This is a genomic window from Luteibacter sp. Sphag1AF, from assembly GCF_014192715.1.
Classification (GTDB): Bacteria; Pseudomonadota; Gammaproteobacteria; order Xanthomonadales; family Rhodanobacteraceae; genus Luteibacter.
This window is the reverse complement of sequence record NZ_JACHYH010000002.1, coordinates 409,383-423,022: the sequence shown is the minus strand read 5'-3', so window position 1 is coordinate 423,022 and position 13,640 is coordinate 409,383. Positions and strand designations below refer to the sequence as shown.

The 13,640-nt window shown below is 62.7% G+C and carries 16 protein-coding genes; 9 read left to right on the top strand and 7 right to left on the bottom strand.

All coding sequences use genetic code 11. The annotated features are described in order from the left end of the window. Positions 1 to 10 precede the first annotated feature (10 nt). Positions 11 to 232 carry a hypothetical protein gene (locus FHW69_RS08990; protein ID WP_183422702.1) on the top strand — a complete coding sequence of 74 codons (222 nt, stop codon included), beginning with the start codon at positions 11 to 13 and terminating at the stop codon, positions 230 to 232. Between the two features lie 68 nt (positions 233 to 300). Here FHW69_RS08990 and FHW69_RS08985 read toward each other — a convergent pair whose 3' ends face one another. The 7 genes from FHW69_RS08985 to asnS are packed head-to-tail and all read right to left on the bottom strand — an operon-like array spanning position 301 to position 6,230. Next, entirely contained in the window at positions 301 to 720 is a 420-nt protein-coding gene (locus FHW69_RS08985) for a Rid family hydrolase (RefSeq protein ID WP_183422701.1), read from the bottom strand. Next, entirely contained in the window at positions 717 to 1,379 is a 663-nt protein-coding gene (gene can / locus FHW69_RS08980; RefSeq protein ID WP_183422700.1) for a carbonate dehydratase, read from the bottom strand. The genes FHW69_RS08985 and can overlap by 4 nt, the downstream gene beginning before the upstream one ends. 3 nt (positions 1,380 to 1,382) lie before the next feature. Further along, a complete protein-coding gene (locus FHW69_RS08975; protein ID WP_183422699.1) occupies positions 1,383 to 2,834 on the bottom strand; it encodes an aldehyde dehydrogenase in 1,452 nt (483 codons plus the stop codon). 35 nt (positions 2,835 to 2,869) lie between these two features. Next, the gene (locus tag FHW69_RS08970; protein ID WP_183422698.1) at positions 2,870 to 3,658 is read right to left on the bottom strand and encodes an SDR family oxidoreductase; all 789 of its coding nucleotides are present in this window, start codon (positions 3,656 to 3,658) and stop codon (positions 2,870 to 2,872) included. An 18-nt stretch (positions 3,659 to 3,676) separates the two neighbouring features. Then, entirely contained in the window at positions 3,677 to 3,994 is a 318-nt protein-coding gene (locus FHW69_RS08965; protein WP_183422697.1) for a hypothetical protein, read from the bottom strand. A gap of 15 nt (positions 3,995 to 4,009) precedes the next feature. After that, entirely contained in the window at positions 4,010 to 4,816 is an 807-nt protein-coding gene (locus FHW69_RS08960) for a MalM family protein (protein WP_183422696.1), read from the bottom strand. Between the two features lie 10 nt (positions 4,817 to 4,826). Continuing rightward, positions 4,827 to 6,230 carry an asparagine--tRNA ligase gene (gene asnS / locus FHW69_RS08955; RefSeq protein ID WP_183422695.1) on the bottom strand — a complete coding sequence of 468 codons (1,404 nt, stop codon included), beginning with the start codon at positions 6,228 to 6,230 and terminating at the stop codon, positions 4,827 to 4,829. A gap of 121 nt (positions 6,231 to 6,351) precedes the next feature. Here asnS and FHW69_RS08950 point away from each other — a divergent pair, with 121 nt between their 5' ends. The 8 genes from FHW69_RS08950 to radA all read left to right on the top strand — a co-directional run bounded on the left by FHW69_RS08950 (position 6,352) and on the right by radA (position 13,592). Beyond that, positions 6,352 to 6,678, top strand: coding sequence for an iron-sulfur cluster assembly accessory protein (locus FHW69_RS08950; RefSeq protein WP_183422693.1), 327 nt, complete (start codon positions 6,352 to 6,354; stop codon positions 6,676 to 6,678). 149 nt (positions 6,679 to 6,827) lie between these two features. Beyond that, on the top strand, positions 6,828 to 7,256 hold the full coding sequence (rpsF, locus tag FHW69_RS08945) for a 30S ribosomal protein S6 (protein WP_183422692.1): 429 nt from the start codon (positions 6,828 to 6,830) through the stop codon (positions 7,254 to 7,256). A 15-nt stretch (positions 7,257 to 7,271) separates the two neighbouring features. Then, a complete protein-coding gene (rpsR, locus tag FHW69_RS08940; protein ID WP_056006113.1) occupies positions 7,272 to 7,502 on the top strand; it encodes a 30S ribosomal protein S18 in 231 nt (76 codons plus the stop codon). A gap of 105 nt (positions 7,503 to 7,607) precedes the next feature. Further along, positions 7,608 to 8,060 (top strand): 50S ribosomal protein L9, encoded by a 453-nt coding sequence (gene rplI, locus FHW69_RS08935; RefSeq protein ID WP_183422690.1) that lies wholly within the window; start codon positions 7,608 to 7,610, stop codon positions 8,058 to 8,060. Between the two features lie 205 nt (positions 8,061 to 8,265). Next, positions 8,266 to 9,666, top strand: coding sequence for a replicative DNA helicase (locus FHW69_RS08930; protein ID WP_183422689.1), 1,401 nt, complete (start codon positions 8,266 to 8,268; stop codon positions 9,664 to 9,666). 200 nt (positions 9,667 to 9,866) lie between these two features. Further along, complete coding sequence (locus FHW69_RS08925; RefSeq protein ID WP_183422688.1) at positions 9,867 to 10,832, top strand: CsgG/HfaB family protein; 966 nt, start codon at positions 9,867 to 9,869, stop codon at positions 10,830 to 10,832. 209 nt (positions 10,833 to 11,041) lie between these two features. Beyond that, positions 11,042 to 12,130, top strand: a complete 1,089-nt coding sequence (alr, locus tag FHW69_RS08920; protein WP_183422687.1) for an alanine racemase — start codon at positions 11,042 to 11,044, stop codon at positions 12,128 to 12,130. Positions 12,131 to 12,203: 73 nt separating this feature from the next. Beyond that, positions 12,204 to 13,592 carry a DNA repair protein RadA gene (gene radA, locus FHW69_RS08915; protein WP_183422686.1) on the top strand — a complete coding sequence of 463 codons (1,389 nt, stop codon included), beginning with the start codon at positions 12,204 to 12,206 and terminating at the stop codon, positions 13,590 to 13,592. The last annotated feature ends 48 nt before the right edge of the window (positions 13,593 to 13,640 follow it).

The window sequence follows — 13,640 nt, the reverse complement described above, 5'->3', positions numbered from 1 at the left end:
GGTGTACCCCATGCGTAAGCTTGCTATTGCTTCCCTTCTCGTTGCTGCTGTTGCCCTGTCTGGTTCGGCGTTCGCGCAGACCGCCGCGCCCGCTTCGGGCGCAGCCAAGTCCTCCGCGACTGCCAAGCCGGCCAAGCACGCCAAGCATCACAAGGCGGCGACCACCAAGACCTCCAGCACCAAGAATGCCTCGACGGAAAAGGCTGCTGGCGGTGAGACGGGCGGCGAATAAGCGATAGAACGGACGGGGAGGGTGCCGGGTGGTAAACGCCGGCCCCTCCCCACGTCCTCAAGGTGACGTCAGCCCTCCGGCAGCACCGCCATGCATTTCAGTTCGATGGCGATGGGTGTCGGAAGGGCAGTGATGCCGACCGTGGTGCGACAGGCATCCACTCCCGCGAAGTATTCAGCGTAGAGGCGGTTATACATGGGGAAGTCAGCCGCCATGTCGGTCAGATAGACGGTGACATCCACCAGGTCTTCCCAGCGTGCACCGCTGGCCTCCAGCACCGACCGCACATTGGCGAACACCTGCCGGCATTGAGCCTCGATGTCGTACGAAAGCAGATTGCCCAGCGCATCGGTACGGTTACCCGGCACCTCGTTGCTGCCCGGCACCCTCGGGCCCACGCCCGAAAGAAACAGGAACTGCCCCACGCGCCGCGCATGCGGATAGGCCCCGACGGGCTGGGGCGCCTGATCGGTGCGCACGACGCTCATGCCGCCGATTCCGCGCGACGGGTCATGCGACCCACGGCCGTTTCGTAAGCCGACTGCACCGATTCGCGATCACTCACTTCCATCTTCATGTCGCGCACGCGCCCGTCAGAGAGCGCATAACACCACGCATGCACGGTAAGCGGCTGGCCGCGATCCCAGGCGTCCTGCACGGCGGTGGTCTGGCAGACGTTGAGGGCCTGCTCGATGGCATTGAGTTCGCACAGATACTCGTTGCGTACTTCAGCGCGCTCCAGTGTGGAAATGACCGGGGCGTGTTTGACCGCCACGTCGTTGACGTGCCGTAGCCAATTGTCCACCAGGCCCATGCGGCGCTGTTCCAGTACGGCCTGCACGCCGCCACAACCGTAGTGGCCCACGACGATGATGTGTTCCACCTTCAGTACATCCACCGCGAACTGGATCGTGCTGAGGCAGTTGAGGTCGGTGTGCGACACGACGTTGGCGACGTTGCGCTGGACGAAGATTTCACCGGGCGGAAGATCCACGATCTGGGTGGCGGGCACGCGCGAATCCGAGCAGCCGATCCACAGATAGCGAGGCGCCTGCTGCTGGGAAAGGCGCTGGAAGAACGTGGGATCGTTGGCGTTGACCGACTCCGCCCAGAGGCGGTTGCTTTCCAGCAGGTGGTTAAGAGGCATGTTTCAGTTCCGGTAGTCGATGCAGATATTTTTCGCTTCGGTGAAGAAGCGCAGGGCTTCGGTGCCGCCTTCGCGTCCGATGCCCGATTGTTTGACTCCGCCGAACGGGGTGCGCAGATCGCGCAACATCCAGCAGTTGACCCACACGATGCCGAACTCAAGCGCGGCTGCCACACGGTGGGCCCGACTGATGTCTCGTGTCCACACGGATGCGGCAAGGCCGTATGGCGTGCCGTTGGCGATGCGCAGCGCGTCGGCTTCGTCGTCGAAGGGGATCAGCGTGACGACGGGGCCGAATATTTCTTCCTGATTGGTGGCGCAATCGTTGGCCAGACCCTCGATCACGGTCGGCTCGATAAACCAGCCATCGGCACAGCGGCCGTCAACGATGACGCGCTCGCCGCCGCAAAGAAGATGGCCGCCTTCGTCACGGGCGCGGTCTATGGCGTGGCGGACCTTGTTGAAGTGCGGTTCGGAAACCAGTGCGCCGACGTCGGTGTCGGCATGATTGGGATCACCCACGCGCAAGGCGCGCACGCGCGCCACGTACTGCTCGCGGAATCGCTCGTAGATGGAGCGCTGCACGAGAAGGCGCGAGCCGCAGAGGCAGATTTCGCCCTGATTCGCGAAGCCCGAGCGCACGATGGTGGCCATGGCTTCGTCGGAGAAGTCGAAGTCATCGAACACCACGGCGGGATTCTTGCCGCCCAGTTCGAGCGACACTTTCTTGAAAACCGGCGCCGCCGCAGTGGCGATGGCGGCACCCGTGCGTGTGCTGCCGGTGAATGACACCGCCTTGATTGCGGGATGCGCCACGATGGCAGCGCCCACGTCCGGTCCTGCGCCGTGCACGATGTTCAGCACGCCGGGCGGGAAGCCAGCCTCCATGGTGAGTGTGCCAAGCAGCCATGCCGTGTACGGCGTTACTTCCGATGGCTTGGCGACAACGGCATTGCCCGCTGCCAGTGCTGGCGCGATCTTCCATGTGAACAGGTACAGCGGCAGATTCCACGGGCTGATGCAGCCCACCACGCCGATGGGCTGGCGCAGGGTGTAATTGATGGCGTTGCTGGCCATGGCGTGCGACTCGCCCTGCCATTGGGTGATGGCTGAAGCAAAGAAGCGCAGGTTGGCGACGGCACGCGGGATGTCCAGCCGCAGTGCGAGGGCGACGGGTTTGCCGCTGTCCTGCGATTCGGCTTCGGCGAAGCTTTGCGTCCGGCTTTCGATCAGGTCTGCCAGGCGCATGAGGATGGCGGCGCGATCTTCAGCGCTGCGCGCAGCCCATCCGGGCGCGGCGCGGGAGGCCGCCTGGACGGCGGCGTCCACATCCGTGGGACCTGAAGCCGGGCAGCGCGCGAAAGGCTGCCCGGTGGCAGGCTCGAATACGTCGAGGTAGCGGCCCGTGCGGGAAGGTGCGGCGTGGCCGTCGATCAGGTTCGCGAGAATGATCATTGGCCCAGTCTAATGCGATGACCGGGCCTGCGGCATCAACTCAGCGAACGGGTGCGACCGCCATCCACGGGGATGCTGACGCCGTTGACGTAAGCCGCTGCGGGCGTGCACAGGAACGCGGCCACGGCGGCGACTTCGGCCGCTTCGCCAAAGCGGGCCGCCGGAACGCCCGCGAGCATGCCTTGCTCCACTTCAGCCTGGCTCTTGCCGGTGCGCTGGATGGTGGTGGCCAGGATGTTGTCCAGGCGCGCTGTGCGCGTGTAGCCGGGCAGTACGTTGTTGACCGTGATGCCATCGGCTGCCAGTTCGCCGGAAAGCGTCTTGGCCCAGCCGGCGACGGCGGCACGCACGGTGTTGGATACGCCGAGGTTGGCCAGCGGTTCTTTCACCGACGTGGAAATGATGTTGACGATGCGGCCGTAGCGCGCCTCGCGCATGCCGGGCAGGCAGGCCTGCACAAGCGTTTGTCCGGCGATGAGGTGCTGGCGGAAGGCGGCCAGATACGCGTCGGGCTCGGCCGTGCTGGCCGGGCCGCCCGGCGGGCCACCGCTGTTGTTGATGAGGATGTGCACGGGTGAGCGACGCACGACATCAATGGCCACGGAGGCAAGGTGGCCGGTATTCAGCGTGTCGGCCACCACGACATGATGTTGCTGTCCCGCATCGCGGGGCAGTTCATGGGCTACGGCCTGCAAGGCATCCGCAGAGCGCGAGAGCAGGGTGACGCTGGCGCCCAGAAGCGCCAGTTCCATGGCGGTGGCGCGACCAATGCCTTGCGAGGCTCCACATACGAGCGCGTGGCGCCCCGTGAGATTCAATTGCATGGCATGGGTCCTCGTGGGTCAGTGAGCTGCGAAGTACCGGATGGCGATGGCGACAAACCAGCAGACCCAGCCGATGCGTGGCGCAATGCGCCAGCGTCGCTGCCAGGCCGAGAGCTGGGCGTCGTCGAACAATACCGGTGCTTCTGAGCGAAGCACGTGTTGCATTCGCATCCACGTGCGGATGCCGCTGGGCTTGCCGTGGTCCGGCACGGAAATGATCTTCCACTGGTCCGGATAGCGCGAGCGCAGGATGGCGGCAAAGCGGTACTGCGCGACGAAGCTCAGCAAGAACGCGCCAATGCCGGCAAACAGAAGCAGGATGTAGAGAATCAGCACGTCATGTCCGTGGGCTTACGTGCCCTTGTCTTTCGGGTTGTCGACGTCGTGATGCAACAGGTTGTTGTCCACGACAGAACGCAGCGTGGAGATCACGCCGTTGCCGCTTTCCTGCTTGCCACAGACGGCATTTTGCAGCGCCTTGCGATAGGTGTCGTTCTGGATGCCGACATACAGCACGCCATCAGGGCCGTGCGGAATCTTGAAGCTGCCGGCCGAATTCATCTTGATGGGCGCTTCGGCCGAGAACGTGGTGGGCGACTGTTCCCAGTAGGTTTGCGCGGCCTGTTGCTTGGCGGAGGAATACACCACCAGATAGCGCGCCTTGTCGTCCATCACCTTGAGGCTGCCGAACGCACCCGTAGTCTCGCTGGTCCAGCCGATGTACTCGCACAGTTGCAGGTCTTCGGAATGGATCGGCTGGAAGGCGTCATCCAGAAGCACGGCCGTGGGTGCGAACAGGTAGCTGGAGCTCAGCCAGCGCCCATTGAGCTCGGACTTGAGCGCAATGGTGTAGGGCATCTTGGCGGCGCCCGGCAGGCGAAATGCAAGGAAGTAGCTGCGGTCGCCATTGAGGTTTGCGACCGGGCTGTTGCTGTTGAGCTGGAAGCGCTTGGGCTGCCAGGGCAGCATGTCCTGGTAGGACAGATCCGCGAAGCTGCCGCAGCACGGCGATGCGCCCTGCAATTGCTTGCGTGCCAGGTCGATGGTGCCCGTCGGGTTTTCCGGCGGGCGCAGGTTGGGCGGCACGATGGCACTGCACGCGGCCAGCGCGAGCAGTGCCAGGGTCGTAAGTGCTACTTGGATCGGATGTCTGGCCATGATCGCTTCTTCAGAACTCGGCACTCCCTGCCGCGCGGGGATACGGGATGGCATCGCGGATGTTGGCAAGGCCGCAGACATACACCAGAAGACGCTCAAAACCGAGGCCGAAGCCGGCGTGCGGCACGGTGCCGTAGCGGCGCAGGTCGCGATACCAGCTGTAAATTTCCTTGTCGAGACCGAACTGCTCCATGCGGCGATCCAGATAGTCCAGGCGCTCTTCGCGCTGGGCACCACCGATGATTTCGCCAATGCCCGGAGCCAGCACGTCCATGGCCGCCACGGTCTTGCCGTCGTCGTTCAGGCGCATATAGAAAGCCTTGATCTGTTCCGGGTAGTTCATAACGACCACGGGACGGCCGATGTGTTCCTCAGCCAGGTAACGTTCGTGCTCGGTCTGCAGGTCGATGCCCCAGGCGACCGGGTGCTCGAACTTCTTGCCGGACTTCTGCAGGATCGACACCGCCTCGGTGTACTCGATGCGCTCGAAGGGTTTTGCGATGAATGCTTCCAGGCGCGTGATGGCGTCCGGCTGCACGCGCTCGGCGAAGAAGGCCATGTCGTCGGGGCGTTCGTCGAGCACGGCCTTGAAGATGCCCTTCAGGAACACTTCGGCCAGATCGGCGTTGGCTGTGAGGTCGTTGAAGGCGACCTCCGGTTCCACCATCCAGAACTCCGCCAGATGGCGGGTGGTGTTGGAGTTCTCGGCGCGGAAGGTCGGGCCGAACGTGTACACCTTGCTCATCGCCAGCGCATAGGCTTCGACGTTGAGCTGGCCGGACACGGTCAGGAATGCTTCACGGCCAAAGAAATCCTTGCGGAAATCAATGTTGCCCTTGTCGTCGCGCGGCAGGTTGGCCAGGTCCAGCGTGGACAGTCGGAACATGTCGCCCGCGCCTTCGGCATCGGACGTGGTGATGATCGGGGTGTTGATCCAGAAGAAGCCCTGCTCGGTCAGGATGCGGTGGATGGCCGTCATCATGGTGTGGCGCACGCGGGTCACGGCACCAAACAGGTTGGTGCGCGGACGCAGGTGGGCGACCTCGCGCAGGAACTCCATCGAATGCTGCTTGGGCTGGATCGGATAGGTTTCCGGATCGTCCACCAGGCCGGTGATCTCGATGTGGGTGGCCTGGATCTCGAATGCCTGGCCTTTGCCCTGCGAAGGCACCAGCTTGCCGGTGGCGATGATGCCCGCGCCGGCAGTCAGGTGCTTCACGCCGGACTCGTAATTGGGCAGTTCGGCGGTGGCAACCACCTGGATCGGATCGAAGCAGGAGCCGTCGCTCACATTAACGAAGGACAGTCCGGCCTTTGAATCACGCCGGGTACGCACCCAGCCGCGTACCGTGACTTCCTGCTCGGCTGCGGACGTACCGCCAGCCAGTGCCTGCTTGACGCTTACCACCGTCATTGATTGAAACTCCGTCAGGAGCGCCGCATATCGGCGCATGTAGATCGACCCCAGATGATAATGTAGGCGTAAGGTGAACGGCGACCCGTTCGCAACGCTAAATGAGATAAACGGCCTTTTTATGACGATTCAGATCACTCCAGCTGCCAATGACCGCATGCGTGGCTTTCTTGCGGCGTCCCCCGAGGCGGCAGGCGTGCGCTTCGGCGTGAAGCGCACCGGCTGCTCGGGCTTCGGCTACGTGGTGGATCTGGCCAGCGCCGTGGCCGAGGGCGATGCCGTGCTGGATATCGACGGCATCCGCGTCATCGTCGATCCAAAAAGCCTCCCGCTGGTGGATGGCACGCTGATCGACTTCCAGAAGCAGGGGCTCAACGCAGCTTTTGTCTTCCACAACCCCAATGCCACGGGGGAGTGCGGCTGCGGTGAGAGTTTCACCGTCGGCTGAGATTCGGCGCTCCGGCGCCGCCCATTGCCCCTGACCTGATTAGCCCGCTACAATGCGCGGCTGGCTGTCCGTCCGGACGGCCATCTTGCCTCACCGCCAATAACGGGAGGCTGCCATCCCCGCAAGGGGTGCATCCACAAGGAGACACCATGCGTCATTATGAAGTCGTTTTCCTGGTTCACCCGGACCAGAGCGAGCAGGTGCCCGCGATGATCGAGCGCTACAAGGCGCTTATCGAGGGCGACAACGGCAAGATCCACCGTCTTGAAGACTGGGGCCGTCGTCAGCTTGCCTACCCGATCGAGAACCTCGCCAAGGCTCACTACGTGATGCTGAACATCGAGGTCAGCCAGAACGCGCTGAACGAACTCGAGACCGGTTTCCGTTTCAACGACGCCGTCCTGCGCCACCTCGTGGTTCGCCGCGACGAAGCCGACCTCGAGCCGTCCTTCATCCTCAAGAGCAAGGAAAAGGACGAGCAGAAGGGTTCGCGTCGCCGTGACGACGACAGCGAAGGCGATGATCGCCGTGGCAGCCGCGATAATGATCGCGACAACGACCGCGACAGCGACGACTAATCGGGAGCCAAAGACATGTCCAAGTTTTTCCGCCGCCGCAAGTTCTGCCGTTTCACCGCTGAAGGCGTCAAAGAGATTGATTACAAGGATCTCAACACGCTCCGTCAGTACGTGACCGAGAACGGCAAGATCGTTCCGAGCCGCATCACCGGTACCAAGGCTCGTTACCAGCGTCAGCTGGCCACGGCCATCAAGCGCGCCCGTTTCCTGGCGCTGCTGCCGTACACCGACAACCACGACGTCTGATGAGTTGCCCCCTGATCCTCAGGGGGCATCTTTCAAGGCATCTTTCGGACAACCGTCCTGGCTGCATGGGGCCCATCCCGTGCTAACGAAAAGTAAGGAATACCCATGGAACTGATTCTCCTCCAGAAGGTGAAGAACCTCGGCAACCTCGGCGACAAGGTCAACGTCAAGCCGGGTTACGGTCGTAACTTCCTCCTGCCGACCGGCAAGGCTGTTCGCGTCAATGCCGAAAACATCGCTGCGTTCGAAGCACGTCGTGCCGAGTACGAAGCGAAGGCCAAGGACCAGCTGTCCGGCGCCGAAGGCCGTCAGGCCAAGCTCGAAGGTCAGTCGGTGACGATTGGCGTGCACGCGTCGCCGGAAGGCAAGCTGTACGGCTCGGTCAGCCCGCGCGACATCGCTGAAGCATTCAAGGCTGCTGGCTTTGAAGTCGACAAGAGCGAAGTCATCCAGAGCGAAGGCCCGTTCCGCAATACCGGCGAATTCGACGTTATCGTTGCTCTGCACGCTGACGTCCAGGCCACCGTCAAGGTGATCGTGGTCGCCGACAACAAGTAAGCGAAGCTTTTCGCCACTTGAGAGAGCGGGCGCCTTACGGGCGCCCGTTTTCGTTTCCGGGATGCGTGGAACCAGCCCGCCCAGGGTTATCCACAGTCATCCACAGGTTATCCACAGACTTATGCTCTCAACGCGCGAGACGCTCGCGCGTATGATGGTTTTGCAGAGGCTCGCCGTCGTCGGCGGCCAGACCGTGAGGTAGTCCATGTCCTTTGTTCCCGAACGCAAAACTGGTGGCAGCGGTAATCCCGCCATCGAGGCACTGCGCGTTCCGCCGCATTCCATCGAGGCCGAGCAGGCCGTACTGGGTGGCCTGATGCTGGCACCGGATGCCCTGGACAAGGTGGCCGACAAGCTCACGGACGAAGACTTCTATCGCAAAGATCACCGCATGATCTGGCGGGCCATCAACGAGCTGGCCAACAAGGGCATGCCCTGCGATGCCATCACCCTGGGCGACTGGTTCGCGGCCAACGACATGGCCGACATGGTCGGTGGCGCCAGCTATCTGATGGAACTGGCCAACTCCACGCCCAGTGCCGCCAACATCGCCGCTTATGGCGACATCGTTCGCGAAAAATCCGTGCTGCGCATGCTGATCGACGCGGGAACGTCCATCACGGAAGATGGTTATCGCCCGGAGGGCAAGAGCGTCCAGGAAGTGATGGAGCTTGCTGAGCAGCGCGTCTTCCATATTGCGGAATCGGGCGCGCGCGGCAAGAAAGACATCGTGTCGATGCGTACGGCTGTCAGCGAGGCGTTCCGCATGCTGACTGAGCGCTACGAGAAGCGCGGACAGCTCACCGGCCTTTCCACCGGGTTTACCGATCTGGACGAGCTCACCTCCGGTTTGCAGCCGTCCGATCTCATCATCGTGGCAGCACGTCCTTCGATGGGTAAAACGGCCTTCGCGCTGAATATCGCCGAAGCTGCCGCCATGCGTGGCAAGAAGTCGGTCGCCGTGTTCTCGATGGAAATGTCGGCGTCCCAGCTGGCGTTTCGTCTGATTTCGTCGCTGGGCCGCATCCACCAGCAGCATCTGCGCAACGGTGACCTGGCCGAGGAAGATTGGCCGCGCGTGACCTCTGCGATCACCATGCTGTCCGATGCGAAAATCTTCATCGACGACACGCCGGCACTTTCGCCGGTGGAGATGCGTTCGCGCTCGCGCCGCCTTCAGCGTGAACATGGCCTGGGCCTGATTGTCATCGACTACCTGCAGCTGATGCAGGTGCCGGGCAACAAGGAAAACCGCGCGACGGAAATTTCGGAAATTTCCCGAGGTTTGAAGGCGCTGGCCAAGGAGCTCAATGTGCCGGTCATCGCGCTTTCCCAGCTTAATCGCTCGCTGGAGCAGCGCGCCGACAAGCGTCCGATGATGTCCGATCTTCGTGAGTCCGGCGCTATCGAGCAGGATGCCGACGTCATCATGTTCATCTACCGCGACGAGTACTACAACAAAGAATCGCCCGATAAGGGCCTGGCCGAAATCATCATCGGCAAGCAGCGAAACGGCCCCACCGATACGGTGAAGCTGGCGTTCCTGGGCCACTACACGAAGTTCGAAAACTTCGCGCCCGACTCGTACGTGGGTAGCTTCGACTAAGGCTTTCCTGCTGTGGTGGCCGCCCGCGATGGTTTTCAGGGATGGGCTGCTGCTTCCAGTGCATAAGCCAACTGGGTCTGGAATGGATCGGTGCGTATCGTGGAAACACGCGCGCCGCATCTTGTCGTGTCCGCTCGTTACAACGAGCCGGCACGGAGGCGTTCGTTCAACCCAGGGGCATATTGGACAGGAGTCATTCCATGGAATGCTGCAGGAAACCTGTATTCGCAGGTGCGTTGCTTCTTACGCTCACGACCGCGCTGGCGGGATGCCAGATCAATCCGCAGGTCAAGAATGCGCAGAAGGAGCACGAAAAGAAGGTGGCGGAAATACCCCGTTGCACAAAAAAAATCGGCTCGATCTCGGTCGAGGAGCCCGATCCTGTCAAGGACTGGTGGACAGGTCAGCGTTTGCCGTCCCCGTCGAGGCTTATCAAGGTATTCGTCAACAAGTCCGGATGCTTCACGCTGCTCGATCGCGGCGCGGGCATGGATGCGGCGATGCGGGAGCGCGCGCTTGCCTCAGGTGGTGAGCTTCGCGGCAGTTCCAATATGGGCAAGGGCCAGGTCAAAGCCGCCGACTACGTCCTTTTGCCTGATCTCATTTCCAGTAATCAGGACGCCGGCGGAAGTGCGGCAACGGGGCTGCTGGGTGGGCTCATTGGTGGACCGGCTGGTGGTCTTGTTGCTTCGGTAAACCTGCAATCAAAGACGGCGGACGTTGTTCTGACCGTGACCGACGTGCGTTCGTCCGAGCAGGTGGCCATGGTCGAGGGTCATGCAGAGAAAGTCGATTTCGGATTCGGCGCGGGCGGTGGCCTGTGGGGTGGTTCGGGTCTGGGAGGTGCAGGCTTGGGTGGCTACACCAATACCAAAGCCGGGCAGGTCATCACCATGGCGTACCTGGATGCGTACACGAAACTTGTGACCGAGCTGGGTGGATTGCCTGCCAATGCTTCCGCGGCAGGCGCGCGACAGGCCGCTACCGTTGCCAAGCCTGCTCGCCTGTTGCCGAATGCTGCGGGCACTGGAAAGGCGGTGCGAACGCTTGACCCGGGCATGATGGTCTATCCCACTGGCAACAAGCAGGGCGTGATGTGGGAGGTCGAGGACGAAATGGGCAATCGAGGGTGGGTCTCGTCCGCTTTGCTGCAACTGTCAAAGTAGCCTGGCTGCGGTTGGTCTCGGGCCGTTGCTTTGCCCGGTAAATGCCCCGGGACTGACAGGGCCCGGGCTTTGCCCGCAGGCATGCTCCGGGGGTGTGCCGTCAGGGCTTCAGGCCCGTGCTGCTACCATCCCGGCGACGCGTTCTGCGGAGCGCGCCGGTCTCCGTTCAACCCCCACTTCGTGGCGCTGCTCTTTCGCGCTGGAGAAGCATGAGTCGTACAACTGTCGCCACCATTCATCTGGGCGCTTTGCGCCACAACCTGGCCCGGGTGAAAGCTCTGGCCGGGCCCGCTCAGGTCATGGCCGTCGTGAAGGCCGATGCTTACGGCCATGGGCTGGAGCGTGTGGCGCGCGCGCTTTCCAAGGATGCTGACGCGTTTGCGGTTGCCGCCATCGGTGATGGCCTGCGCCTGCGCGCGGCAGGACACAAGCAGCGCATCGTTGTGCTGTCCGGTCCCGACAGCCCCAACGACATCCTGGAAATGCAGCGGCTTCGCCTGGAGGCCCTGATTCACCACGATGCCCAGTTGCCGTGGCTGGCACGCGCCGATCCGGAGCGTGGCACCCTGCGTGTGTGGGTGAAGGTCGATACGGGCATGCATCGGCTTGGCTTTTCGCCTGATCGCGTGCGCGAAGTGCACGGCTTGTTGTCGGCCATGCCTGCTGTCGATGCAGACGTCGGCTTGATGACTCATTTCGCTTCATCTGAGGCGTTTGACGATCCGGATACGGGTGAGCAGATTCAGCGCTTTGCGGAAGCTACCGAAGGTCTGCCGGGTTCGCGGGCAATGTCCAATTCGGCGGCGGTGCTTGGCTGGCCGGATGCGCGTGGCGACTGGGTCCGTACGGGTGGGTTGCTCTATGGCCTGTCGGTCGTGGAGGGGCAGTCGGGTACGGATTTTGGTTTCCGTCCGGCGATGACGCTGTCCACGCGGCTGGTGGCGATCAACATGCTGCGTCGTGGCGAGCGCGTGGGTTACAACGGCACCTATGAGTGCCCGCAAGACATGGCCATTGGTGTGGCTGCCATCGGCTATGGCGACGGCTATCCGCGCAGCGCGGCCACGGGTACGCCCGTGCTGGTCAACGGACGGCGCATTCCCTTGGTGGGGCGCGTGTCGATGGATCTCATCACGCTGGATTTGCGCGACGTGCCGGAGGCGCGCGTGGGTGATCCGGTGGTGTTATGGGGTGAGGGCTTGCCTGTGGAGGAGGTGGCGGCGTCCGCTGGCACCATCTCTTATGACCTTACCTGTGGCATGACCCGTCGCGTGCTGTTCGTCGAAGACGAGCGCTGAATCGGTCTGCGTATCGGTTCGTGCGACGCGGGTGCGTTATAAGTCTCCTTCGCGTAATAACACGGCACGAATCATGGCGAAGGCCAAAACGGCATACGTATGCACCGAATGCGGTGCAGAACACAGCAAGTGGCAGGGGCAATGCGCCGAATGCGGCGTATGGAATGTGCTCAGTGAGTTCGTGGTGCAGGCCGCCAAGCCCGTGGTGGCCTCTGCGGGCGCCCGGCGCGGTGGCTATGCCGGCGACGCGGCGGGTGCTCCGCGCATCACCCCGCTGACCGAAGTGCTGCTTACCGCCGAAGCGCGTACCCATACGGGCATCGGCGAACTGGATCGGGTGCTTGGCGGTGGCCTTGTCGATGGATCAGTCGTGCTGATTGGCGGCGATCCGGGTATCGGCAAGTCGACATTGCTGTTGCAGATGCTCGGCACGCTGGGTGTGGTGCTGCCCAGTCTGTATGTCACGGGCGAAGAATCGCTGGCTCAGGTGGCGGGTCGGGCGCAGCGCCTGGATTTGCCGCTTGCCCCGCTGCAGGCGCTGGCCGAAACATGCATCGAGCGCATTCTTGAGCAGGCAGTGTCGGCCCGTCCGCGCGTGCTGGTCATTGATTCCATTCAGACCATCTGGACGGAGCAGCTTACCGCCGCCCCGGGTTCGGTCAGTCAGGTACGAGAATCCGCCGCGAAACTCACGCGTTTTGCGAAAGAAACCGGTACGTCTGTGTTCCTGGTGGGGCACGTGACCAAGGAGGGCGGTATTGCCGGCCCGCGCGTGCTGGAGCACATGGTGGATGCCGTGCTCTATTTTGAAGGCGAATCCGGCAGCCGGTTTCGTGTGCTGCGCGCGTTCAAGAATCGCTTCGGCGCGGTGAATGAGCTGGGCGTGTTCGCCATGTCGGAGAAGGGGTTGCGCGAGGTGCCCAATCCGTCGGCCATTTTCCTTTCCGCTCATTCGGGCCCGACGCCCGGCAGTGCCGTGATGGTCACCCGTGAAGGTACGCGGCCGTTGCTGGTGGAGGTGCAGGCGCTGGTCGATCAGTCGTCGCTGGGCAATCCGCGCCGCGTGGTGCTGGGTCTGGAGCAGAATCGCCTCGCGATGCTGCTGGCCGTGCTGCATCGGCATGGCGGTATTGCCGCTTACGATCAGGATGTTTTTGTGAATGTGGTGGGCGGCATTCGTGTGCAGGAAACGGCGGCGGATTTGCCGGTGTTGATGGCGGTGCTGTCCAGTTTGCGCGACCGGCCGCTTCCCGAAAAAACGATTGCCTTTGGCGAGGTAGGGCTGTCAGGCGAGATTCGCCCGGTGCCCAATGGCGAGGAGCGCCTGAAGGAGGCGGCAACCCATGGTTTCCGCCGTGCGGTGGTTCCGCAGGCCAATGCCCCCAAGCGTGGGAAGGTTGGCGATATGGAAGTCATCGGTGTGGAGAGGCTGTCGCAGGCCATTGACGCCTGTCGCGAGTGAATGATCGGGCCCGCTGTGGGAGCGAGCTTGCTTGCTTCGGGTACTTGC